The organism is Sediminibacterium soli (assembly GCF_009939225.1).
GTDB lineage: Bacteria > Bacteroidota > Bacteroidia > Chitinophagales > Chitinophagaceae > Sediminibacterium > Sediminibacterium soli.
The window spans coordinates 378715-404422 of sequence record NZ_JAACJR010000003.1; the positions used below are offsets into that span (position 1 = coordinate 378715).

The following is a 25708-nucleotide window of genomic DNA, read 5'->3' on the forward strand; positions in this document are numbered from 1 at the left end:
TTCTGTTCGTTATGCGGGATTTCTATCGCAGGTATTTTAAAATATCCTCGCTATCCGGTTTTACATTACTGGGGAAATAGGCGATCATCTTTCCGTTTTCATCCAGCAGGAACTTGTTGAAATTCCAGGAAATGGTTGCATCCAGTACGCCGTTCTCGGATTTGCTGGTAAGCCATTTGTAGATGGGTGCGGTATCGTCTCCTTTTACGCTCACCTTGCTGGCCAGCGGAAACTTAACACCGTACCGTGCTTTGCAGAACTCCTGTATATCGGCATCGGTGCCTGGTTCCTGCTCTTTGAAATTGTTGGCAGGGAAACCAACGATCACCAGTTTGTCTTTGTACTCATCTGAAATTTTTTGCAATGCTTCGTATTGCGGAGTGAAGCCGCATTTGGATGCGGTGTTTACAACCAGTATCTTCTTGCCTTTGAACTTGGCAAAATCGATCGTTCCGCCTTCAATGGATTTTACTTTGAACTGGTGTATGCTTGGATCGCCTTTCAGGGTAAATGCACTTAACAGGGCCACCGTCAGGACTGTCAACAGGTATTTCATGGGTTGTCGTTTAGGACATTAAAGATAAACAAGAGTTGCGAACCGGATTTGTATTACCTGAACTTATCGGTGAACGGATGAAGGACTGCCCGGGTCGGCGGATGGGTATATAGGCGTCAGTTTGTATAGGCTGCGGTGGCAATGCTGAGTATGGCGCCCGCCCGCAGGATCGCCGAGCCGCAGGCCTCCAGCGTGGCGCCGGTGGTTACCACATCGTCGATCAGGAGTATGTGTTTATTTGCCAGGACAGCGGCGTTCGTTACGTCAAACACATCCTGCATATTCTGCCAGCGGCCGATACGGTTCCGGTGGGTCTGTGTTTCGGTGAACCGGTTACGGGTCACAGCATCGGTTACCACTTTTTTATGCCATACCCCGGCAATGGCATGGGCAATAACCGCCGACTGGTTGTACCCCCTCCGGTATTCTTTCTGTTCGTTCAGCGGCAGGGGAATCAGCATATCAACCCCGGCAAAACGCGATGTGTTCCGCAAGGCATGCCCCATCATCCTGCCAAGATAGGTGCCGGCATCCCGGTTGCCGCGGTATTTCAGCTGCACCAGTATATGCTGCAGCAGCGAGTGCTTGGTAAAATAATACAGGGATGCGGCTGCCGCTACCCGGCACCTGCCATAGAATATCCTTTCAACCGGGTTGTCCGCGATGCCAAAAAATCCTGTAGCCGGCAGCTGCTGTCTGCATTTTGCACAGAGCAACTGATCCTGGAGAACACGATCTGTTCCGCATCCCTCACAGTTATGCGGATAAAACAAATGCAGCAGATCCGATAAACCCCTTCCCGTTAAATGCATCCTGCAAATTGCGAAAACCTGTGGGTAGAGGGTAGGGTATTTGTACGGGTGAATTGTATCGTGAGTTGAGGTGAGCTATCGTGAATCGACGTGAGTTACTGGGGAGGTGAAAACCGTCCAGGAATTCCTTTGACCCAACGTGCCTAACTACCAACGATATTCTATATTCCCCCTCACGCCAACTCACATCGATTCACGATAACTTACGTTGCCTCAGGCCAACTCGTTACCTAAAACAACTGCCTATACACCTCATCCACCCTGCTCAGCGCGATCACCTGTATGCGGTAGGCTTTGGGGTCGAAGCTTTTTTTGTTGTAGCGGGAGACGATGATCTTTTCGAAGCCGAGTTTTTCCGCTTCGGCGATGCGCTGTTCAATGCGGTTCACGGCGCGTATTTCGCCGTTGAGGCCCACTTCGCCGGCAAAGCAGATATGGGCAGGAAGCGGTACATCTTCGTACGATGAGAGCAGGGCGCAGATCACCGCCAGGTCGATAGAGGGGTCTTCCACCTTGATACCGCCGGCGATGTTCACAAACACATCCTTCATGCCGAACTGGAAGCCGCCGCGTTTTTCGAGTACCGCCAGCAATAACTGCAAACGGCGAAGGTCAAACCCTGTTACCGTTCTCTGCGGGGTGCCGTATACACTCTGTGTTACCAGCGCCTGCACTTCCACCAGCAGCGGCCGCATGCCTTCGAGGGTTGCGGCGATCGCGCTTCCGCTGAGCTGCTCCTCGCGCTGGGCAATAAGTATTTCGGATGGATTGGATACGGTACGCATGCCTTCGCCCGTCATCTCGTAAATACCCAGTTCCGAAGTGCTGCCAAAACGGTTCTTCAGCGTGCGCAGAATGCGGTAGGCATAATGGCGGTCGCCCTCAAACTGCAGAACGGTATCAACCATATGCTCCAGTATCTTGGGTCCTGCAATGGTGCCGTCTTTGGTAATATGGCCGATCAAAAAAACGGGCGTGCCCGTATCTTTTGCAAAACGTTGAAATTCGGCAGCGCATTCGCGTATCTGCGATACACTGCCGGCGGAAGAATCGATCAGATTGGATTGCAGGGTCTGCACCGAGTCTACGATCACCAGATGCGGTTTCAGTTTCCGGATCTCTTTGAAGATCGTCTGCGTGGCCGTTTCGGTGAGCAGGTAAAAATTATCGTTGCTTGCTTTCAGCCTGTCTGCACGCATCTTTATCTGCTGCTCGCTTTCCTCACCGCTGATGTACAGCACACGAAGCTGCTTCAGCAGCAAACCATTCTGAAGAAACAAAGTGCTTTTGCCGATGCCGGGTTCGCCGGCCACCAGTACGATGCTTCCCGCAACAATACCGCCACCGAGCACGCGGTTAAGCTCCGCATCCCCGGTAACGATCCTTTTTTCGGGATCACCGGTCACATCGGAAAGGGCCACGGTTTTTGCCGATCTTTTATCGCTGTTGTAATCGCTCCAGCTTTCTTCTTTGGCGGAACCTTTGTCGAGCACTTCTTCGGTAAACGTGTTCCATTCGTTGCATGCCGGACATTTACCCAGCCATTTGGCGCTTTCATAACCACAGTTGCTGCAGAAAAATGCCGTTTTGATTTTGCTCATGGACTAAAGATAACAACCGTTACAAACCGGTAACGATACGCGTATACTAAACAGGAAAAGAAAGCGTTGACGATGGTGTAAAAAGAGAAAGGGAGGGGCACGTAAAAGGGCCAACATTGCTGCTGACCCTGTTTACTTACTAACCCATTAAATTCTGGTACTAAGTTACAATAATGGGGCAGACGCCCAAATTATTTTTGATTCCGCAGCGGGATTTTCGGGGAGAAAAAATCCGTCAAACAGGCCGGAAAAACAAGCCGGAAAAATTGGTAAAAATTCTTTATATATTATCATAAGTAATTAAATGAAAATAATTTATATAATACATAAAAAAAATATTCATTTGCATAACTCACACCGGTTCACCGGCTTTATGGATGGCAAAAAAATCTTGTGAAAGAAGAAATAAATTTCCATTCATATTATCTTTTTTGATAAACTAATTTTAGGCGGCTTTTGCGCGATTGAGTACCTTTGGCCAACAATCGATAACGATGCAACTGGTGCTGACCTGGCTGCTTGCCCTGGCGGTGTCTATTCCGCTTTCCGTTTCTTTTTCCCCGCCGCAACCGGATGCTATCCGGCCGGCTCTATCATACAATATCGGGTCTCCTTTTTTTACGGAAGCATTTCACTATTCCGATCTCCTGCTGCAGCGTGGACGAAAGATGTTGAACGTGCAGGCCCGGGTTAACCTGTACAAGCGCGAAGTGCAGATCATTGCCAGCGGCATTGAAGCGGTGCTGCCTTCCGGCATGGTGAAGGAGGTGGTTTTCTCCGATACGGTCTCGGAAAGGATCAACGTGTACCGTTTGCGTGCGGGTTATCCCGAATTTGACGGAAAGACCGGCGAACATTTTTACGTGGTGCTGGCCGACGGCAAATGCCAGGTGCTTAAACTGATTGATAAAAAAGGAACGGAGAAAAGGAATGCAGCCAGTAACGAGATTTTTACCGACTACGAAGACATCGAATCGTATTATTTTTTCAATAAGGGCGTGCTGAAAAAACTGAAGCGGGAAAAAGACTTCCTGCTCGAAGAACTCTCGGATAAACAGGCGGATCTGTCGGCCTATATCGAAAACAATAAACTGCGCATGGTCAATATCGACCATATTGCCCGGCTCGTGGCGTACTATAATACCCTGTAAGCAGCAGCTCCTTCAATGCTGGCGGTCTTGCGGCCAGACCCTTTGCCGTGCCCTTCCCACGCACCCTAACCAGGGAGCAGCTCCCGGAACACCGCCTTCAAAGGCAAATGACCATGCAGATCCTGGCTGCCGATAAAAAATTAGCATAATAGCATATATGAAACACTTCTATAGTTCGTTATAAAGTACTATTTTTTATAATTTATATTATTCTAATATCGTAGCAATGATAAATGGTTTTTTATCGGTATGTACGGTGCAAAATCAGGATCGATTCGGTAAGCGGGGAGATTTGGCAAAAATTAAATTAATTGCTCATTCGTAATTTAACGAATTTTTAATACATTTAGTACCTCCTTAGGTAAGTAAGGAGGTACTAAAAAATTAACAACATGAGAAAAAAACTGCTTACAAGCTGTGCGGTTCTCTTTGCCCTGTCCCTGGGCATCGCGCAGCAAACAAACCCCATTACCGGTAAGGTGGTGGACGACAAAGGGGCGCCAATTCCTGCTGCCTCTGTGGTGGCCAAAGGCACCCGGACGGGTACCATGACCAATTTAGACGGCTCTTTTTCGATCAAAGTGCAAAGCGGGACCACGCTGCTCATTAGCGCGCTGGGTTTTGAAGACCAGCAGGTGGTGGCTTCCTCTTCCAACCTGATGGTGCAGATGGCGCCCGATGTTAAATCACTCAGCGAAGTGGTGGTTACCGGTGTGGGCGCCGCCACCAGTAAAAAGAAAGTGGCCATTGCCGTGGAAACGGTTAATCTTGCCAACCAGGTAAAAGTCAGTTCGGGTGATGTGGGTCAGCAGCTTGTTGGACAGGTTGCCGGTGCGCAGATCACCAGTACCAACGGTAACCCTGGCCAGCCCCTGAATATATTGCTGAGAGGTGTTAACACCATACAGGGCGGTACCTTTCCGATGATCCTGATGGATGGTCTGCAGGTGGGTGCCACCGATCTGAACACCATCGATGTAAACATCATCGAGCGTGTGGAAGTGGTGCAGGGCGCCGCGGCCGCTTCGCTCTACGGTGCGCAGGGCGCCAACGGCGTTATACAGCTGTTTACCAAGAAAGGAAAAGCGGGCCGCCTGAATATCGATGTGAGCAGCAGCGCAACTTCCACAGAATTGCTGAACGTAGGTAAGGTGCACAAAGCAGACCGGCACGCATTTGTTACCGATGCCAGCGGCAATGTGATCCAATCAAGCGGTGCGCCGCTCAATTTCGATCCGGTGCTCGGCACTTACGATGCCAACGTACAGTACAATTCTCTCAGCGCCACCAGCTATGCGGAGAAAGCCTACAATGCCAACCTGAAGTATTACGATCATTACAAAATGTTCTTCCAGAAAGGCTATGTACTGAACAATTCCGTAACCGTTTCCGGAACACGCGAAAGGGTTGACTTTTTACTGTCTGCTTCTTTCAACAAACAAAACGCCAACTTTAAAAAACTGGGCGATTATACCCGCAGCAACCTTACGGGTAAACTGGGTATTGAACTGGCCAAAAACCTAAAGCTGACCAGTCTTACGCAACTGATCTACACCCGCAATACGCTTAACGAACAAAGCGGCCGCAGCATTTTGTTTGCACTGAACAATACACGTCCCTTTGCCAATTACGATTACCGTGATCCGGATGGTAACTACGGCGTTTATTTCGGTGATGCGGCAGGTGTGAACGGTTACAACCCCAACTACGAGAACCAATACTCAAGCACACTGATCAACAAACTCGATGTGATCCAGAGTTTTGACCTGAACTACCGTTTCCCGAAATTTGTTGAGTTGGATGCAAAATACAGCCTCAACTACCGCGCGGAGAACACTACCTATCGCTATGAAGACCAGGTGGGCAACAAGAATGCCATTTACCATGATTACTTCTTCAGCAATTACAATCCAAACGCCACGCCGGCGAGCACCGGTGAAATAGATAATTATTTTGAAAGGACAACCTTCCAGAACTTTATCGGAACGGCCACCGTGCGTACCGATTTTGAAAAAGATTTCCGTATCAAACTGCCGATCCGTACCACCACTACGCTGGCATTTGACTACCGCAAAAACTATTACAGAACATTCTCTGCATACGGCTACGATGCCCCCGGCTACTATCCCTGGAACGCAGCCCAGGCCGGCGTATACAAAGTGATCTCCGACTACGAAGAACCATTTGTGACCTACGGTTTTCTTGCCAACCAGCGTTTTGAATATGGCGATATCGCGGGTTTGTCTGTTGGTGTTCGCAGCGACTATTCTTCCGCATTCGGCAGCGGTGCCAATGCGCAGACCTTTCCCCGCGGCGATGCGTTCCTGAATATCTCAGGGTTTAAGTTCTGGCAGCAGTCCAGCATATCCAATGTGCTGCATACTCTCAAACTGAGAGCGGCCTATGGTGAAGCAGGTATACAGCCCGGCGCTTTCCAGCGTTTTCCTGTATTGTCTGCCACCAACCTTGGCCAGACAAGCGTGTATACCTTCCCGATCACCAGCCCCAATCCAAAACTGGCCGTGGAGCTTTCCAAGGAAACAGAATTGGGTGTGGATCTCGGCATCAACCTGCTGAAGGGATCCTGGCTGCGTAATGCCAATTTATCGTTCACCTACTGGAAAAGAAATACGGACAACGCCATCTACCGTGTGGATGCTGCGCCTTCAACCGGTGTGGGAAGTATATTGAACAATGCATTCGGACTGGGTTCACGCGGCGTACAGGCTTCTCTTAGCCTGAACATGCTGACCACGCGTGATTTCACCTGGGATATGACAACCAATTTCAGCAAGCAGACATCCGAGATCACAAGCATCAGCGGTCCCGATGTGGTGGTAACTTCCGCTGCGGGCAGTACAGGGTTAACGCTGAAAGCAGGTCAGAAGATCGGCCAGTTGTTTGGCTTCCTGATACTGAAATCAGTGGACCAGATAGAGCCGCGCACCGGCCAGCCCGTGATACCCAAAGCTTCACAGGGCAACTATGAAATAGCCAGCAACGGATGGGTGGTTGATAAAACAACCAAGCGTCCTGTTAACACGGCCAGTCAGTATTCATTTGGCGATCCGAACCCCAATTTCAACATGAGCTTTATCAACAACCTTTCCTACAAGGGAATGATCGGGCTCAGCATGCAGTGGGATTGGGTTAAAGGCAGCCACCTGTATAACCAGACCAAGGAGTGGATGTACCGCGATGGTATTTCCGGCGACTATGCAATTCCCATCACGGTTAACGGAGAAACACATGCATATACGGCTTTCTACCGTGGTATTTACCAGGCGGGCGCCAACAACGGAACCAAGGATTACTTCTATGAAGACGCTTCCTTTATGCGTCTGAGAAATATCTCGGCTTCGCTCGATTTTGCAAAACTGTTTCATATCAAGGGCGTGCAGAAACTGCAGCTGGTGCTTTCGGGTCGTAACCTGGTTACTTTTACCAAGTACACAGGCATGGATCCCGAGGTTAGCTCAGGTGCTTCCAACTCCACATTTGACCGTGGAGTAGACCATAATACCATTCCCAACACAAGGGCCTATACCGTAGGACTCAATGTTGGATTTTAATTAATACAAAAACATTGCAGCTATGAGCTATAAAATAATCATGACTGGTATCCTGGGAGCATCGATGCTTTGTTTTGCATCCTGCAAAAAGGACCTGGATATATCCAATACCAACCAGCCGACTCCTTCCAGTGCACAGAACGAAGATGGCGTTGTTTCGCTTGCACAGGGTTCTATTTACCGGAACGGTTTTTACAACCTCAAATATTCCGACGGTGTATACGGCAGGTTCTGGGCCGGCGCCACGGGGTTTCATGAACTGATGGGCGATATCATAGGCGCCGAAGCGGCCAATGCCTATATGAACCAGATCGGTTGTCCCAATAAAGTAACACTGGATAACGGAACAGTGGTATTAAACCCCAGCGCCATCAACACGCAGTACGCCTTATTGCGTGCGGTGAATGTGAACGCCCAGCAGGGTGGCAACCCCACTTTTTACGAATGGGCGTATATGTACAATATGATCACTGCCGCCAACTCTATCATCGAGATCGCTAATAACACCACGTTCTCCGGATCGGGTGCGGCCAGTAAAAAGTCAACGGTGCTGGCCTGGGCATACTGGTGGAAAGGATACGCGTATGCGCGTGTCGGTTCTATTTATTATGCGGGTCTTATCCAGAACCAGACCACCACTTCCGCATCTACCAATGGTAGCTATGTGACAAAAGAAGCGATCATAGCAGAGTCGAACGCCAATTTCGACAAATGCGCCACCGCCCTGGCGGCGGTTACATCGCCAACCGACTATGCAACCATGCTTGGCAAATTGCTTCCTTCCTTTTTGCAGAAAGGAAAAGGCGGTGTATTCACAACGGCTATGTGGCAGCGTAACATCAACACCATGAAAGCGCGTAACCTGCTCGTGAACAGCACACGCTCTGCGATGACGGCCACACAGTGGAACAGCATCCTGACACTGGTCAATGCCGGCATCACATCGTCAGACTTCATCTTTACCGGCCGTACCGATGTAAACGGTGATTTCCTGGGTACAACGATTGCCGACAAGATACAGTCACTCGGAGCGGCTACCGGTACCTACAAACTGAGCGAGCGCTGGGTGCAGGAGTTCACTGCGGGTGATAAACGCAGAGACAACAACGTACGTACGCTTAGCTCTGTCGGTATTTTCAACACAGACCGCGGTAATGCCTTTAATACACGCTACAGCCTGATCAACGGCGGTGGTGGTATGGCAGGCGTGATAACCTGGGCCAATACGGCATCGGGCGGCAACGAGATCACGCTTTGCGGCACCTATGAGGAAAACGAGCTGATGAAGGCCGAAGCCATGATCATGACCGGTAACATAGATGCCGGTACGCAGTCTATCAACAACGTGCGCAATTACCAGGGCGCGGGTTTAACACCCCTGGGCTCGGGAATGACGCAGGCGGCAGCCTACGAAGAACTGAGAAAAGAGCGCAGGATTGCACTTGCCTTTAAAGGACTGTCTTTCTATGATGCCCGCAGATGGGAGATCATAGCACCCGATAAATCAAGAACCGGCTGTACGGTGATTGCCGCCAACGGCACACTGAATACCAACGCAACGCTGGTATACGGTTACCTCGACTATTGGGATGTTCCGGATAACGAACTGGCGTATAACCCGCCTGCAGCCGGAAGCGCTCCGGTCAAGAATCCAAAATAGTTTTCTTGTGTGCAGTTTTTTGGGGCCCGGAAGGGCCCCTTTTTTGATCAGAGAATTACCGTAATTGTAAAACCGAAACGATGCGCAGCATTCTTTTCTGCCTGGTTTGTATCAGCCATACCGTCTGCCTGGCGCAGGGTTCGCTGAGCGGCACTTCCTCCAATACACGTTTTGGCACGCAGGTAACACTTAGCGATGCCTTTGGCCGCCCCATTATCACCGCCACGGATGAGGGCAGGGGTTCTGCATTTTATTCAAACGAATACAAATACGCAGACATTGTGCTCCGGCAGGGCAGGAACCTCAGCGGCGTAAAGACGCGTATAGACCTGTTGTTGCAAAGCGTGCAGGCGATTGGCCGGGACGGTGTTGCCATGACACTGGAAGCGGGCCTGGTAAAAGAGCTTCGTTATGCAGATACCACGAGGGAAGGCGTTCTGTTATACCAGTGGCAGACCGGCTTTCCACCCGTGGATGATAAAACCGACAAACAGTTTTACCTGGTATTGGCCGAAGGTAAATGCACACTTCTCCGCTCCATACAAAAGCGGGTGAACGAACGCAAAAACGAACTGTCGGGAGAAATCACCCGGGAATTTGACACCTACGAGGATTACTATTTTTTTCAGAACGGCGCCATGAAACGCTGGAAAAGAACAAAAGAGTTTCTGCTGGAACTGATGGCAGACAGACAGCGGGAAATACTGAAATACATCGAAGACAACAAGATCAAACCCGGCAAGATAGAGCAGGTGGCGAAGCTGGTGTTTTTTTACAATACACAATAAACAAACGAATACGCCCCGGGATTCCGGAGCGTATTCGTTTATAGTTATCCGCAAAACAGCGCGGTGGCGCAGCCGCAGTTCGTTTAAAACTTGATCTCTTCCTCGTGTTCGTTGAAGAACCGGAACTCTATCAGCTGGTAATTCGTATTCTTCTGCGCTTTGAGGTTGATGCGGTATTTGCGTTTCCATTTTTTGATGATGGATCGGAACAAACCCTTGGTAAGATAGGAGTATACGATCGGATGTACCGTAAGCACCAGCGTTTTGTGGCCGTGTGTGGCCAGGTAATGCAGGCGTTTTTCCATTTCATCTTCCAGCAGCAGGGTAGAGCTGATCTTACCGGTGCCGTTGCAAACCGGGCATGTTTCGGAAGTGTTGATGTTTACTTCGGGGCGCATGCGCTGGCGGGTGATCTGCGCCAGGCCGAATTTGGAAATAGGCAGCACCGAATGTTTGGCCCTGTCGCTTCGCATAAAACCTTCCAGGGCCTCGTGCAGCTTGCGTTTGTTATCGGGCAGTTTCATATCGATAAAATCGATCACGATGATACCGCCGATATCACGCAGCCGCAGCTGTCTGGCAATTTCCTCCGCTGCCTCGAGATTGGTCTGCAGGGCATTGTCTTCCTGGTTATTGCTGACGCTTTTATAGCCGCTGTTCACATCGATCACATGCATTGCTTCGGTATGCTCAATGATCAGGTAGGCGCCGCTGGGCAGGTTTACGGTTTTACCGAAAGAAGATTTTACCTGTTTGGTTACTCCATAGTGGTCAAAAATGGGCAGGCCGTTCTGGTAAAAGCTGACGATATCTTTTTTGTCGGGGGCAATGCGCTCTATGTAACTCTGCGTTACGGAAAAAAGGTTCTTGTCGTTAACAATCACCTTGTTGAAATCCGCATTCAGCAGGTCGCGCAAAATGCTGTTGGTCTTGTTTTCCTCGCTCATAATGCGAACGGGGGCCACAGCGCCTTTGAGGTTTGTCTTGATGGTTTTCCAGGTGTCTGTCAGCGACAGCAGGTCCTGGTGCAGTTCAGCCGTGCTTTTTCCTTCGGCAGCGGTGCGTACGATCACGCCGAAATTCTTCGGGCGTATCGCTTCCACGATCTTGTGCAGCCTTTTTCTTTCTTCAGACGAGTGCACTTTTTTGGAAACCGCTACGATCTCGTTGAACGGCGTCAGCACCACGTACCGGCCGGGCAGCGATAATTCGCAACTCAGCCTGGGGCCCTTGGCTGCTATCGGCTCTTTCAGTATCTGAACCAGCACATGCGGTTTGCCGTTAAGTACTTCGGTGATCTTTCCGGTTTTTACGATCTCGGGTTCGGACTGGAACCTGGCGAAATCAAAACCGTTCGGCTCCTTGTCGTTCATCGCCAGCTGCGTGAATTTAAGGATGGAGCGTACGTAAGGACTGAGATCGGTGTAATGCAGGAAGGCGTCTTTCTCAAAACCCACATCCACAAATGCGGCGTTGAGACCCGGTATCAGTTTTTTGACTTTTCCGAGGTAAAGGTCTCCCACTGCGAAAATGGCGTCTGACTTTTCATTGTGCAGCTCCACCAGTTTTTTATCCTCCAGGAAAGCGATCTCAACGCCTGAAGGGCCGGAGTTAATAATCAGTTCTTTGTTCACAAAATGCAACTTTTTAATGCAAAATCACAGCCGGGTATGCGGCAGCTCTACCACACTTTGTATCTGTAACGCTCGCCACCTGATAAGGAAGGATAAGGTAAAAGTTGCAGCGGGAAGGTAATGGCGAAATCCAGTAAAGTGTAAAAAACCTGCCGGGCATGCCCGACAGGTCAAGAAAGTTATTTCTTCTTCTTATGACGATTCTTTCTTAAGCGCTTCTTGCGTTTGTGTGTCGCGATTTTATGACGCTTTCTCTTCTTACCACAAGGCATACACAGAGTAATTTTAAGTGAGTTAAATAATTTATTTTTTCAGTTCGTCGGTTCTCTTTGTCAGTTCTGTCTGGGCTTCCGGAAGCTTTACCAGTTGTTTTGTCCGCTCGTACCACTTTACCGCGTTTGCCTTATCCCCCTTCAGTTCGTAGCACTCGGCCATATTCAGTGTCGCTTCCACATTCTCGGGCTCTTTGTTGATGATGATCAGGAAACGTTCAATCGCCTTATCATACTGGCCGCTTCTCTTACCACCCAGCGCAAGAATCATCTGGCCGTACAGGTTACCGGGATTTTTTTCAACGATCGTCCGGATAGGCAGGATGCCCTCCATCGGATTCTCTGAAATATGCCCGAAAATATAACAGGCTCCCAGCCCGATCCTGCTCGAATCGTTATGGGGATTGATGACCAATGCTTTTTCAAAAAGATCTTTCGCGTTCCCGGCCAGCCAGTTTTGCATGGCAGGCTGTTCCTCGCGCATCAGTCCGTCTAAAAACTGATGGGCGGCAAAGGTGAGGCTTTTTTCAGAATTTTCCAACTTCGCAGCTTCCCCCGTATAATAAGCATAGGGTTCAAATACATGCGCGGAATCGGCCCAGAACCGGGCAAGCCGGTGGTAAACATGGATCTGCTGCTCTTTTACATCGCCTCTTACCACTGCATTTTCCAGTTTCAGCAAACGCTCCGACTGGGCCGCAGAAATATGCCCCTTGGCCTGGGTTAACAGGGTTTCAAAGCTAACAGATTGATGCTCATGCTGTTGGGCAGTTGGGGGACTGGCTGTTGTTTTACGGGTGGGAACCGTTTTTCCGAAGACAAATAATAAAATACACAATACCAGGGCACTGCCCAGTAATACCCACTGCTGTTTTTTCATCCCGCAAAATTACTCCGGCTTGCGCTTGCTTTTCACTTCGCTCACAAATTCTTTTGCGGGCTTGAAGGCCGGGATATAATGCTCGGGGATCTCAACGGCAACATTTTTCTTGATGTTGCGGCCGATTTTGGCGGCCCTTTTCTTCGTAATAAAGCTGCCGAAGCCACGGATATAGATATTTTGCCCGTTCGACAGGCTCTCTTTTACTTCTTTGAACATGGTTTCGAGCGTAACCAGCACATCCACTTTGGGTATACCGGTCTTGTCTGAAATCTGGTTGATGAGATCGGATTTTCTCATTTTTTTCTGGTTTATGTGCAAACAGGAATTTAAAATAAGTTAAAAAGATTGAATAATGCAAGAAAGATGGAACAAAAATTATAGGCGTTACTGATTGATAGATAAAACGTTCAACCTTTTGCCCTAAAAACACCCTCTGAAACCGTTTTCCCGGCCCTATGCAATCGGTTTTTATTGAATATTTGCCCGATGCAATCCCGGTTTACGCAGTTACTCATGCAATGGCATTTACAGGAAAATGACCGTTCCATGCCCTGGAAAGGCGAAAAAGACCCCTATAAAATATGGCTCAGTGAAGTGATACTGCAGCAGACAAGGGTGGCACAGGGACTGGCGTATTACGAGCGGTTCATCAAAAAATACCCAACCATCGGCAAACTTGCCAAAGCCGCCGACCAGGAAGTGTTTAAGCTCTGGGAGGGATTGGGTTATTACAACCGCTGCCGGAACCTTTTGCATACCGCGCGCCAGGTAACCAACAGCCGGAACGGGGTTTTTCCGGATTCCTACGAAGAGATCCTTGCACTGAAAGGCGTAGGTCCCTATACCGCTGCGGCCATTGCCTCTTTTGCTTACGATCTTCCCTATGCGGTGGTAGACGGTAATGTTTTCAGGGTATTGTCGCGTTTTTTCGGCATGGATGAGCCGATCGATTCGGCAAAAGGGAAGCAGTTATTTGCGCAGCTGGCCGGCCAGGTGCTCGATACAGAACGGCCCGGCGCCTATAACCAGGCGATCATGGATTTTGGCGCCCTGGTCTGCAAACCCTTTGCTCCCGGCTGCAGCCATTGTCCGCTGCAGACAGGCTGTGCGGCTTTTGCGGAAGGAAGGGTGAACGAACTGCCGGTAAAGGAAAAAACCCTGCAGCGCAGGCATCGCTGGTTCTATTATTTTTTATTCGAACATGAGGGAAAACTGCTGGTTCATGAACGCAGCGCAAAAGATATCTGGCAAAACCTGTACGAATTCTATCTGCTCGAAAGCGGGGAGCGCATACATTGGGACGAAAAAGCCGTAAAGCGCTGGGCGAAGGAGCAGCTGGGTATCCGGAATGCAGTCATCAAGAGCATTTCTCCGCTGATGCAGCAGCAGCTCACCCACCAGCAGATCAGGGGGCAGTTTATCTGGCTGCAAACCGACAGTATTCCGGCATCGTTGCAGAAACACAAATGGCAACCTGTTAAAGTGCTGCACAAACTGCCCTATCCGCGTTTTATCACCCAGTATCTTGAAAAAGCGGGGCTGCGCCCGCAGACGGGTTAACCATTTGCGGCCAACCGGCAACGGCAGCCCGGTTACCGTTCTTTTACTGCGTAAAAAAGCGTATTTTTAAGGAGGGCTATTTTCTATAGAAAGTAAAAATTCATTTCTATGAGAGGAGTTAATCGGGTAATGCTGATCGGTAACCTGGGCAAGGACCCCGATGTACAGCATCTGGAGGGAAATATTGCCGTATCCAAATTTCCGCTGGCAACTACGGAAACCTATAAGGACCGATCGGGCAAACTGGTTTCACAAACCGAATGGCATACCGTGGTACTGTGGCGGGGCCTGGCCGAACTGGCACAGAAATACCTGCACAAAGGCAGCCTGATTTACGTGGAAGGCCGTTTGCGGACAAGAAGCTGGGAGGACAAGGAAGGCAACAAAAAATTTGCAACAGAAGTGGTGGGCGATAACCTGATCATGCTCGACAAACGCGGCGAAGGTCATGGCGGACAGGGTGGCGATTCGCTTGAGGGATACAACGGAGACGATGTGCCACCGCCAACCGATCCCGGCGAAACATTGCCGTTCTGATCATATAATTGCGGAACCCATATTTTTGCAGAAGCCCATTGTTAACAAAAACCATCTGTTTTGGATCATCACTCGGTTGGCCAGCTTTTTCCCGGTCTTAGTTTGCTGTCCGCTATCCAGGCACAGGGCACTACGGTGCTGGTAATGGTATTGCTGGTGCTTTTGTTTCTTTCTTTTGTACTGTCCGGTGCGGAAGTTGCTTTTTTCTCTCTCACACATAAAGACATCAACCTGCTTAAAGCCAAGCAGGCACCCGGTTACAAGCGTATCGTGGATATGCTCGAGCATCCGAAAGTATTGCTGGCATCGTTGCTGATCGCAAACAGCATTATCAATATCTCCATCATCATCATTTCCAACCTGCTGATCGATGATATGTTCAATTTTGAACGCTTTGATGCGGTATGGGTGGAATTTGTGATCAAGGTGATCGTTGTCTCCTCCATCCTGGTACTGTTTGGCGAGGTAATGCCCAAGGTGCTGGCCACGCAGAACAATATCCGTTTTGCCAAAGACTTCGGCGGTATCGTACAGGGTATATCCTACCTGGTGAGCGGGCTGAGCAAGGGACTGGTCAAATACTCCGATATCATAGAGCGCAGGCTGGCCAACCGGTCAAGCGGCTCGTACAGCCTGGAAGAACTGGATCATGCCATCGATCTTACCACGCAGAATATCGCCTCGGAGAATGAGAAAAATATACTGAAGGGTATTGTCAAATTCGGCAATATTACGGTTAAACAGATCATGAAAACGCGCGTGGATGTGCATGGGGTGGAGCAGGACACCGGTTTTGGTGAGCTGGTGATAACGATGCGCGACCTGCATTACAGCCGTTTGCCGGTGTACAAGGAAGACCTGGATAATGTGGTGGGAATGATCCATACAAAAGACCTGCTGCCTTACCTGGATGAACCCGATGGTTACGACTGGCACGGACTGATGCGCCAGCCTTTTTTTGTGCACGAGCAGAAATTCATCGAAGACCTTTTAAAGGAATTCCAGTCGAAGCGGATACATTTTGCCGTGGTGGTGGATGAGTTTGGCGGTACCAGCGGTATCGTTACGCTGGAAGATATTCTTGAAGAAGTGATCGGCGAGATCAAAGACGAATTTGACGAGGAAGAATCCGTTTACCGGAAACTGGACGACAACAATTATATCTTTGAAGGCCGCACCATGATCAACGATGTATGCAAGATCATGGACCTGCAGACGGATACATTCGACCGCATCAAGGGCGAAAGCGATTCGCTTGCAGGGCTTGTTCTTGAACTCGCAGGCGAGATACCCCAGCCGGGCAAGCTGCTTGGCTCGGGCGATTTTGAATTTGCGGTGCTGGAAGTGGAAAAGAACCGCATACAGAAAGTAAAAGTCACCATTAAACCACAGGCGCCCGAAGGGGTTTACTGATATTTGGGTATGATCCGAAAAACCGTTTCCCATTGTGCCGGTAGGGCCGTTTTGTTGCTGATAGTATACGGATTATCGGCGCTGGCATCCTGCAACAGCTCGTTTACGCCCAAGCCAACGGGCTATTTTAAAATAAACTTTCCGAAAAAGGAATACCGGGTATTTGACCAGCCCGGGTATCCTTATTCGTTCGAATACCCGGTATACGCCAATATTGTAAAAGACAGCACTTTCTTTGGCGATGCAACGGAAAATCCCTGGTGGATCAATGTAGACTTTCCGCAGTTTGCCGGCCGGATATACGTAAGCTATAAGAACATAGGAAAAAACAAGTTCGACACGCTGATCAAACATGCGTTCATGCTCACGGACAAACATACTTCTAAAGCCTATTCCATCGAAGACTCGGCCCTGGCCACGCCGCTGGGGGTACATGGTATGTTTTTCAGCGTGGGGGGTAATGTAGCCACGGCCAACCAGTTTTTTTTAACCGATACCACCCGCCATTTTCTGCGGGGTGCCCTGTATTTTGACGCCACACCCAACGAGGATTCACTGGGTATGGTGAACCGTTTTCTGGTGGAGGATATGCGGCACCTGATCAATACCTTCAAGTGGAAATAAGGAAATAAGCCGCCCTTCTGAAGGGCGGCCCAAGGCAAACACTGGTTCATCCTCACCTCTGCCAGTGTACCCGTTAATACGTTTGAAACAGGCTGCGGGTTACCCCGGAAATGTTAAAAATCAGAGAGACTGTCCTTGTCCATCCTGCCGGAATATAACCCTTTGTTATAGGCGATTGGGTTATCTTTGAATGATCAAATAACGCATATGATTGCGATAGACAATATACTGGTCAGTGATGAAGTGATAGAGGAGCAATTTGTCTGCGACCTCGCCAAATGCAAGGGTGGCTGCTGCGAAGACGGCGACGCAGGGGCGCCCATGGAAAAATGGGAGCTGGAAAAACTCAAAGACAACTACGATGTCATCAAACCCTATATGACAGCCGAAGGCCTGGCCGAAGTAAAACGCCAGGGCAAGTACCTGTTTGATAAAGAATTCGGCTGGGTAACGCCCACCATCAACGGGGGCATCTGCGCCTATGGCGTGCGCGATGAAAAAGGAATAATCAAGTGCAGCATAGAACAGGCGTATAACGATGGCAGGCTCGACTGGAAAAAACCCCTCAGCTGCCATCTTTTTCCCATCAAAACACAAAAAAGCAAACGCGATCCCGATGTGGAATATGTGAATTATGAACCAAGGCAGGATCTTTGCCGCGCCGCCTGCGGTCTTGGAAAAAAACTGAAAGTGCCTGTATATGTGTTCCTGAAAGAATCGCTGATCCGCAAATACGGCGAAGGATTTTACGAAGCGCTTTCAGCAACGGCCGAACACCTGAAACAAACCAAATAACCCCGATCAATTTTCGCTTCCCGATGAAAGAAACTGCTGCTTCCTTTATTGCCAAAAGCACCATCAAGGCCGCCGACCTGGAACACAGGCGCAAGATCAATTTCAATATCAGCAAATACAATGCGGTGGTGCCGCAGGGAAAAAAACAGTTTGCGGATATGATGCTGGTCCGTGAAAAAGCAAAGAACCGCAAATGGGAAGCCATCGAGCACCTGGATAAATACCTCGAGGAATTTGAAAAAAAGATCACCGCCCGCGGCGCCAAAGTGATATGGGCCGAAAATGCAGAACAGGCGCTGGAAGCGGTTGGCAGGATCTGCCGGGAGAAGAACTGCAAAACGCTTGTAAAAAGCAAGAGCATGGTAACTGAAGAGATACACCTCAACGATTACCTTGCATCCAACGGCATTGAAAGCATTGAAACCGACCTGGGAGAATACATACAACAGCTGGATGAAGAGCCACCCTATCATATCGTAACGCCTGCCATGCACAAAAGCAAGGAAGACGTGGCCAAACTCTTCGCCGAAAAACTCGGTACACCGTCTACGCTGAGCCCCGAAGAACTTACGCTGGTGGCAAGAAAAGTGCTCCGGGAAAAATATGTGCAGGCAGAAGTGGGTGTCACAGGCGCTAATTTCCTGATCGCCGATATCGGCGGTATTGCGGTTACGGAGAATGAGGGAAACGGGAGACTGAGCTGCGCCTGGCCCAAAACGCATATCGCCATCGTAGGTATCGAAAAAATGATCCCATCGATCCACGATCTTCCGATGTTCTGGCCCCTGCTGGCCACCTACGGAACCGGGCAACAGCTTACGGTTTACAACACAATTATTTCGGGCCCCAGGCAAAGCACGGAGATCGATGGTCCCGAAGAAATGTATGTGATACTGCTCGATAACGGGCGTACCAACCTGCTGGCGCATCCCACCTCGCGCGAGGCATTGTATTGCATACGCTGCGGCGCCTGTTTGAATGCATGCCCGGTTTACAAAAATATCGGCGGACATTCTTACGAAACCACCTACAGCGGCCCTATCGGTAAAGTGATCACGCCCTATCTGCGCGGTATGGACGACTACAAACATTTGAGTTATGCGTCTTCGCTGTGCGGCAACTGCACCGAGGTATGCCCGGTGCGGATCAACCTGCACGAACTGCTGCTCGACAACCGCCATGAAGCCGTGACCAAAGGAAGTTCTTCCCTGGCGGAGCGTGTTGCCTGGAAAGCCTGGAAAACAGCCAGCCTTAACCGTACCATGATGAACATGGGCAATGGCAGGATGAAGAACTGGGTGGTGAACAAAGTATTCAAGGGCTGGACCGCACACCGTGCGGATCTTGATTTCAGCCAGAAAACATTCAATGAACTGTGGAGGGAAAAACAGGATAAACATTGATCAACGCCAAATCACCAATTTGAATACGGATAAGCCGGTATGGATTTTTGCAAAAGAAGACACCCCCCGTCTTTCGTATACCTGCTCCGTTTTTTTTGACAACCGTTTCCGGATCGTTACCTCGCGCGATGTTTTCGAGGTCTGCGAGGGGCCGCGTATCAATTATTCCGATGATGTTATCGGGGGTGTATGCAGGATCGTTCCGCATGGACTGCTGTCGGAGAAGCAGGTTTCCCGGCAGGCCGTTGTTTGTTTTGACTGGGATGCGCAAAAGGTTTTTTTTAAAACGGAGGGGGATATTCCGTTCGATATTTTTGCCGCTGCTTTTTACCTGCTCAGCCGCTACGAAGAATACCTGCCGCATGAAAAAGATAAGTATGGCCGGTATGCACACACCAACAGCCTGGCTTACCGCGAAGGTTTTCTGAACCAGCCCCTGGTAAACACCTGGATGGAATTGTTTTACCGGCACCTTCGGTCTGTATTTCCCGCTGTTTCGTTTCCCCGGTCTTTGCATAGGTTCTGTTTTCTGCCTACCTATGATGTGGATATTGCCTACAGTTATCTCGGTCAGCCCGTCTGGAAGAATGTGGCCGGTTTTTTTCTAGACCTGGTAAAGGGGAAAACGGAAAAACTTATCGAGCGCGGCAACGTGTATTCGGGTAAACAGCCCGATCCGTTCGATACTTTTTCCTGGCTCGATGCATTGCATGCAGAACACCGGCTGCAACCCCTTTATTTTTTACTGACGATCCTGAAAAGAGGCGCCTACGATAAAAATCTTCCCGCAGCTTCCCGCGAGTTGCAGCGTCTGTACCGCGGGCTGGCAGACAGATATGCCACCGGTCTTCACCCTTCCTGGCAGAGCGGAACCGATACCGATTTGCTGGTGAAGGAGAAAAAAACGCTTGAGACTGTCACCGGGCGCAGGATAATTACCTCACGTAACCACTATCTCCGTTTCAACCTGCCGCAGGACTACCGCAGGCTGACCGATGCCGGCATCACTGCCGATCATTCCATGGCGTATGGCACCGTGAACGGGTTCAGGGCCTCTTATGCATTGCCCTATCACTGGTACGATCTTGAAAAAGAAACCGTCACGCCGCTGGTCATCCATCCTTTCTGTTTTATGGAAGCCTGTTCTTTTTTTGAACAGGGGTACAATGCCGCGCAGGCGCGCGAGGAGCTGCAATACTACCACGATACGGTGAAAAAGGTGAACGGTCTGTTCATCACATTATTCCACAATCATTTCCTGACCGAACAACCCGAATGGGTGCAATGGCGGGATATGTACGCGGATTTTCTGCGGAGGAATTTTAGGATTGCGGATTAGTGGATTATGGATTTGCGGATTAGTTCTCTGGGTCTCTGCGGTGAAAATTGGGTATTTGTTCACCGCAGAGACCAGAAGGGCAGGGTTTCGCAGAGAGAGAAAAAACAGTCCACAAATCCATAATCCACTAATCCGCGAATCTCATCCTCAATGTTTGAAGTGACGCATACCCGTCATAACCATTGCGAGGTTATTGGATACGCAGTACTCGATGCTGTCTTTGTCGCGAACCGAGCCGCCGGGCTGGATGAATGCTTCGATACCCGCGGCATGTGCTATCTGCACGCAATCGTTGAAAGGGAAGAAAGCATCCGATGCCAGTACTGCGCCGTTAAGGTCGAAATTGAATTGTTTTGCTTTTTCGATCGCCTGGCGCAAAGAGTCGATGCGGCTGGTTTGTCCGCAGCCTTTGCCTACCAGCTGTCTGTTCTTTACCAGCGCAATGGCATTGCTCTTGAGGTGTTTGCAGATCAGGTTGGCAAATACCAGTTCCTCTTTTTCGAGAGCGCTGGTCTCGCGGCCGCCCACTTCGTCCCATTTGCTGAAATTGCCGATATCACCGTCCTGCTCCAATGTGCCATTGAGGATGGAACGCGAAGGTGATTTCAACGCACCGCTATGATCGTGTAGCTGCAATAGTATGCGGTTCTTTTTGCTTTTCAGCACTTCCAGTGCATCGGCATTGAAGGAAGGAGCGATCAGCACTTCAAAGAAGATCTCGTTGATGGCGTCTGCGGTGGCTTTATCGATAACGCCGTTGCAAACGATCACGCCGCCGAAAGCGCTTTCGGGATCACCCGCCAGCGCCGCATCCCAGGCATCTTTTACCGTAAGCCTGGCGGCGATACCGCAGACATTGGTGTGTTTGATGATGGCGAACACCATATCCTGCACATCACGCGCCGAGCGGAATTCGTTGATCAGCTGCACGGCGGCATCCACATCCACCAGGTTATTATACGAGAGCTCCTTGCCGTTCAATTGCTCAAACAATTCTGAGAGATTGCCCTTGAATGTCGCGTTCTGGTGCGGGTTTTCGCCATACCGAAGCGATTGTTCGATGCCGGGGTTGAAATAATTGCTGATGGCGATATCATAGTGCATCACCACTTCAAACGCTTTTGCGGCAAAAGCTTTTCGCTGTTCGAGGGTGGTTTCGCCTTTTTGTTCTTCGAGCAGCTTTTCCAGTCCTGCATAATCGTCTTTTGCAGCTATCACCACGATGTCGCGGAAATTCTTTGCCGCTGCACGGATCATGGAAGGGCCGCCGATATCGATCTTTTCAATGATGGCTTTTTCTTCGGTGGTGTTACGCAGGGTTTCTTCAAAAGGATAGAGGTCAACGATCACCAGGTCTATTTCGGGGATCTGGTATTGTTTCATTTCCTGCAGGTCCTGCGCTTCGTATCTCCTGCCCAGTATGCCGCCAAAAACCGCAGGGTGCAGGGTTTTTACCCTGCCGCCGAGAATGGACGGGTAGGTGGTAAGGCTCTCTACCGGTATACAGCCCACACCCAGGTCTTCCAGGAACTTCTGGGTACCGCCGGTGGAATAGATCGTAACACCGAGTTCTTTTAATTTTTTAGCGATAGGTTCCAGTCCGTCCTTATAAAAAACGGAGATAAGCGCAGATTGAATTTTCTTTTGCATGATGATGGCTTTGGGATGCAGACAGGCTGTTAGAGATCCATTACAAACGCACCCTGGTCAGGTACCGAATGGTGGCGCAAATGTAGGCTCTCTGCCTCTTTTTTCCAGTACCGGATTTTCCACAGGGGGTTGCTGCTGTCGAATACATACTGCCCGCAATTGAATGCCGCGGAAATCTGGCTGAGATAAAGCTTTGGGTTACCGCTGATAAGGATCATATCCACGGGTATCCGGTAGGCGGTTTTGGGTACCTGTATCGACTCGCCGATCAGCAGAATGGAACGGCGCCCAAGCCGGATCAGGCGGTTTTTTAAAACGGTATTTTTTACCCTTCCTACCCCTATGCCATACAGCACGCGGGCGGGTTTGAGGTAAAAGCTGTTAGCCGCTTTTCTTTCCGCAGCGGGTATGGTATGGAGAAACAGGCAGTTCTGTCCCAGCATAATGTCAACAGCGCTTCTTTTGGGAATATGGTAAACGATCAGTTTTTGCTGCCTGCCGCACCGGAACTGCCAGCACATACGCCAGCAAAGAATGGCGGACAGTCCGGCAAGCGATACCAGGGCAAAATCCTTTCTTTTATGCAACAGCCATACAGCGGCGGTGGTTATGACAAAGAATACCAGGACAGCAGTTGCCAGATCCGCATGGATGGCATCGGTAACGACAAACGGAAGCCTGTCGGTGCGTTCGATCACGCCGTTCATCTGTGCGATAAGAAAAGAGAGGGTTTGCCCGATAAGCACCCCTGCCACAGGCAGCCAGCTGAGCGCTATCAGCAGCAGCTCTCCGTACAGTATCAGTCCCGACAGCGGCACTGCGATAAAATTGGTGAAAAGGAACAGGTTGGGGAACTGGTGAAAATAGTACAGCAGCAGCGGAAGGGTAAGCACCTGCGCCGATAAACTGATGGCATGCAGCTGCCAGATACCGCCAAGCAGTTTGTTGCGGCAATACACCAGTCTGCAGATGGGTTTCATAAACAGCAGGATGCCGGTTACAGCAGCATAGGATAACTGAAAACCCACATCCCATAGAAACCAGGGGTTATACACCAGCAGACAGCATGCCGAAGCGGCCAGCGTATTGTACACCTGCGTTTTTCGTCCCAGGCTTTCGCCCACAACAATAAAACTGAACATAACGGCCGACCTCAGTATGGATGCCGCCGCACCTGTAAGCAGGCAAAACCCCCATAACACCAGCAGGATGGTAACGGGTTTTATCCAGCGTATCCATGCCTGCCGTTTAAAAGGACTGAACAGGAACAGCAGCAAGCCATAGATCATGCCCAGGTGCAGTCCGCTGATCGCGATAATATGCACCACACCGGTGTTGCTGTAGGATTGCACCAGTTCTTTGTCGAGATCGTTCCGGTAACCGATCAGCAGCGCTTCGGCAACACCTGCTTCTTTTTTGCCGGGAATGTATTTTCTGAGTGCGGCAAGCACTTTCTCCCTGGTTTCGAACAGGACTTCTGCAAGGATGCTTCCTGTTTTTTTTCCCGTAATGCGGTAGTCTTTTTCCTGCAGGTATGCCTGGTAAAAAATGTTCTGCGAGGCGCAGTATGCCCGGTAATCGAATGCAGCGGGGTTGCCGCTGTTGCGGATGGGCTGCAGACGGGCACGGATTAACAGCTGGGTGCCATATGGGAGATCGATGGGTCTGTCTTTTTTAAAATACAGCATTATGCTGCCCGAAGCCCTTATCCACCGGCCGTTTTGCCATGCCGCTTCTGCCTTTGCGATCGTTTTTACCGACCGGGGTTTTTCAGTCAGCGGTTCGCTGGTACCGACCAACAGAACCGAAACCCCGTCGCTGATAAGGTTTGTTACACAATGGGTATCGTTCCTGTTATCGTGGGTGTACAGGAGGAGGCTGCCCATTTCCGTAAATAAAACGCTTACCAATACGCCGTTGATCCAGCGGAAACGAAACGGCAGGGCGCTTTTACTGCGCAGCAGCAACAGCAGCAGCAGAAATGCCATCCCCGAAATGGCTGCAGACAGGCCCGGCGGCACGGGAAGGTAATATTGCAGCAGTATGCCCGTGCACAGCGCAATCAGCAGCCGCAGAAAGGGAAGCTGTTTCCAGAAATGTATACCAAATCTTGGCATAACGTAAACCTAACCGCGATCATCGGGATGGTTTCAGGTATTAATACCCGTTTTGAAAAGAAATAACACCCGGGAATCCAGGCGGGCGTCTGCCAAAACCGCCGCCGCTGCGATGTTCTACAGGCCGCGCGCCACACGGTGCAGAAAGGATTCTGTTTTGAAGGAGTGGTTGTTCCAGTAATGCCCCAGTCTTACGATGACCAGGTTTTTCTCGGGCTCCACAAAAACAAATTGCCCGAGTATGCCCTCTGCGTAATAAGGCGCGTTGTTTTTGCGTACGCCGAAATACGGGGTGCCGCTGTTTTTCGGCGTATAGGTAAAGATCCGTGCGCTGCTGTGTTTTTGGGCAAAGACAGCTGCTTCGGCGGAATCTGTAAAATACTCCGACCGTTGGCCGCCCCACCATTGGTTCTTGTAACCTCCGTAGCGCGCCATGGTATCTGCGTGTACGGTGCCGGTGATCCAGTTGGCCGATATGAGCTGGTGACCGTTCCAGTTACCTTTGTTCAGGTACAGCCTGCCCAGTTTGGCAAAATCCCTGGCGCTGGCATTGATACAGCAGAAAGCACGGGCTACCTGGTGTGCTTTGCTGTCTATATTCCAGCTTGCGGTTGTTTCCATACCCAGCGGCTGCCATATTTTCTGCACCAGGTAATCCTGTATTTTTTTACCCGTGGCTTTTTCAACGATCAGCGCCAGCAACTGTGTATTCACGCTTTTGTACTCGTGCTCGCCGGGCGCTTTTTCTACCCGCAGGTGTTTGAGCCTGCCCCAGATATTTTTTGTAAAGCCGAGCTTCAGCACATCGGAAAAAGGATCGCCGTAATTCTCCCTGCTCCTGATGCCGCTGCGCATATCGAGCAGGTGCTGCAGGGTGATGTTGGCAAATCGCGGATCGTTTTTCAGCAGGAAAGGAAGGTAGGCGGTGATGGGGTCCTGCAGGCTTTTGATGACGCCTTCTTCCTGGGCCATTTTCACGAGGGTGGCCACGAAAGATTTGGCAACAGAGAAAGAAGGCATCAGCGTTTTATCGGACAGGTTATCGAAATATTTTTCGTAGAGGATGCTGTCGTTCCTGATCACCAGAAAGGCATAGGTATAGGAATTGGTCAGATTGCTGTCGATAAAGGCGGTCATATCCGGAGAAAGCGCACCCTGTCTGAAATAAAAAGAAGAAGCCGGTGCGTTTAACGGAACCGCGTCAAATTTTTCCAGGTCTTTCAGGTAAAAATTGCGGTGCCGGTAGGCCCTTGTTACATAACAGGAAGAAAAGAACAGAAGTGATATAACGACAAACAGCATCCGCACCATTCCCGAATGTAGCGATGTTTTGGGACATGC

General features: G+C 50.0%; 20 protein-coding genes. 11 read left to right on the top strand and 9 right to left on the bottom strand.

Annotated features, from left to right (window positions below; genetic code table 11):
• Positions 1–22: 22 nt before the first annotated feature.
• The 3 genes from GWC94_RS01735 to radA all read right to left on the bottom strand — a co-directional run bounded on the left by GWC94_RS01735 (position 23) and on the right by radA (position 2969).
• Positions 23–556 (bottom strand): glutathione peroxidase, encoded by a 534-nt coding sequence (locus GWC94_RS01735; RefSeq protein WP_161833276.1) that lies wholly within the window; start codon positions 554–556, stop codon positions 23–25.
• A gap of 116 nt (positions 557–672) precedes the next feature.
• On the bottom strand, positions 673–1368 hold the full coding sequence (locus GWC94_RS01740; protein WP_161833277.1) for a ComF family protein: 696 nt from the start codon (positions 1366–1368) through the stop codon (positions 673–675).
• A gap of 230 nt (positions 1369–1598) precedes the next feature.
• Complete coding sequence (gene radA / locus GWC94_RS01745) at positions 1599–2969, bottom strand: DNA repair protein RadA (RefSeq protein WP_161833278.1); 1371 nt, start codon at positions 2967–2969, stop codon at positions 1599–1601.
• Between the two features lie 494 nt (positions 2970–3463).
• Between radA and GWC94_RS01750 the strand changes: the two genes are divergently transcribed.
• The 4 genes from GWC94_RS01750 (at position 3464) to GWC94_RS01765 (ending at position 10140) form a co-directional block, all read left to right on the top strand.
• Positions 3464–4120, top strand: coding sequence for a hypothetical protein (locus GWC94_RS01750; RefSeq protein ID WP_161833279.1), 657 nt, complete (start codon positions 3464–3466; stop codon positions 4118–4120).
• Positions 4121–4512: 392 nt separating this feature from the next.
• Entirely contained in the window at positions 4513–7692 is a 3180-nt protein-coding gene (locus tag GWC94_RS01755; protein ID WP_161833280.1) for a SusC/RagA family TonB-linked outer membrane protein, read from the top strand.
• Positions 7693–7714: 22 nt separating this feature from the next.
• Entirely contained in the window at positions 7715–9352 is a 1638-nt protein-coding gene (locus GWC94_RS01760) for a RagB/SusD family nutrient uptake outer membrane protein (RefSeq protein ID WP_202628601.1), read from the top strand.
• 80 nt (positions 9353–9432) lie between these two features.
• Positions 9433–10140 carry a hypothetical protein gene (locus GWC94_RS01765; protein ID WP_161833281.1) on the top strand — a complete coding sequence of 236 codons (708 nt, stop codon included), beginning with the start codon at positions 9433–9435 and terminating at the stop codon, positions 10138–10140.
• Between the two features lie 83 nt (positions 10141–10223).
• Here the strand turns inward: GWC94_RS01765 and GWC94_RS01770 are convergent, their stop codons facing one another.
• The 3 genes from GWC94_RS01770 to GWC94_RS01780 form a co-directional block, all read right to left on the bottom strand.
• The gene (locus GWC94_RS01770; RefSeq protein WP_161833282.1) at positions 10224–11774 is read right to left on the bottom strand and encodes an Rne/Rng family ribonuclease; all 1551 of its coding nucleotides are present in this window, start codon (positions 11772–11774) and stop codon (positions 10224–10226) included.
• A gap of 303 nt (positions 11775–12077) precedes the next feature.
• A complete protein-coding gene (locus tag GWC94_RS01775) occupies positions 12078–12926 on the bottom strand; it encodes a tetratricopeptide repeat protein (protein WP_161833283.1) in 849 nt (282 codons plus the stop codon).
• Positions 12927–12935: 9 nt separating this feature from the next.
• Positions 12936–13226, bottom strand: a complete 291-nt coding sequence (locus GWC94_RS01780; RefSeq protein WP_161833284.1) for an HU family DNA-binding protein — start codon at positions 13224–13226, stop codon at positions 12936–12938.
• A gap of 189 nt (positions 13227–13415) precedes the next feature.
• Between GWC94_RS01780 and mutY the strand changes: the two genes are divergently transcribed.
• The 7 genes from mutY to GWC94_RS01815 all read left to right on the top strand — a co-directional run bounded on the left by mutY (position 13416) and on the right by GWC94_RS01815 (position 20600).
• Positions 13416–14489: an A/G-specific adenine glycosylase gene (mutY, locus tag GWC94_RS01785; protein WP_161833285.1), complete on the top strand. Its 1074-nt coding sequence runs from the start codon at positions 13416–13418 to the stop codon at positions 14487–14489.
• A 108-nt stretch (positions 14490–14597) separates the two neighbouring features.
• Positions 14598–15026 (top strand): single-stranded DNA-binding protein, encoded by a 429-nt coding sequence (locus GWC94_RS01790; protein WP_161833286.1) that lies wholly within the window; start codon positions 14598–14600, stop codon positions 15024–15026.
• Between the two features lie 60 nt (positions 15027–15086).
• On the top strand, positions 15087–16439 hold the full coding sequence (gene gldE / locus GWC94_RS01795) for a gliding motility-associated protein GldE (protein WP_235918420.1): 1353 nt from the start codon (positions 15087–15089) through the stop codon (positions 16437–16439).
• Between the two features lie 9 nt (positions 16440–16448).
• A complete protein-coding gene (gene gldD / locus GWC94_RS01800; RefSeq protein WP_235918421.1) occupies positions 16449–17063 on the top strand; it encodes a gliding motility lipoprotein GldD in 615 nt (204 codons plus the stop codon).
• A gap of 207 nt (positions 17064–17270) precedes the next feature.
• The gene (locus tag GWC94_RS01805; RefSeq protein ID WP_161833287.1) at positions 17271–17858 is read left to right on the top strand and encodes a DUF3109 family protein; all 588 of its coding nucleotides are present in this window, start codon (positions 17271–17273) and stop codon (positions 17856–17858) included.
• Positions 17859–17881: 23 nt separating this feature from the next.
• On the top strand, positions 17882–19261 hold the full coding sequence (locus tag GWC94_RS01810) for a LutB/LldF family L-lactate oxidation iron-sulfur protein (RefSeq protein ID WP_161833288.1): 1380 nt from the start codon (positions 17882–17884) through the stop codon (positions 19259–19261).
• A 19-nt stretch (positions 19262–19280) separates the two neighbouring features.
• Positions 19281–20600: a polysaccharide deacetylase family protein gene (locus tag GWC94_RS01815; protein ID WP_161833289.1), complete on the top strand. Its 1320-nt coding sequence runs from the start codon at positions 19281–19283 to the stop codon at positions 20598–20600.
• Between the two features lie 147 nt (positions 20601–20747).
• Here the strand turns inward: GWC94_RS01815 and purH are convergent, their stop codons facing one another.
• From purH to GWC94_RS01830, 3 genes are all read right to left on the bottom strand, one after another.
• The gene (purH, locus tag GWC94_RS01820) at positions 20748–22250 is read right to left on the bottom strand and encodes a bifunctional phosphoribosylaminoimidazolecarboxamide formyltransferase/IMP cyclohydrolase (protein WP_161833290.1); all 1503 of its coding nucleotides are present in this window, start codon (positions 22248–22250) and stop codon (positions 20748–20750) included.
• Between the two features lie 29 nt (positions 22251–22279).
• On the bottom strand, positions 22280–24367 hold the full coding sequence (locus tag GWC94_RS01825; protein ID WP_161833291.1) for a ComEC/Rec2 family competence protein: 2088 nt from the start codon (positions 24365–24367) through the stop codon (positions 22280–22282).
• A 117-nt stretch (positions 24368–24484) separates the two neighbouring features.
• The gene (locus GWC94_RS01830) at positions 24485–25678 is read right to left on the bottom strand and encodes a serine hydrolase domain-containing protein (RefSeq protein WP_161833292.1); all 1194 of its coding nucleotides are present in this window, start codon (positions 25676–25678) and stop codon (positions 24485–24487) included.
• Between the last annotated feature and the right edge of the window lie 30 nt (positions 25679–25708).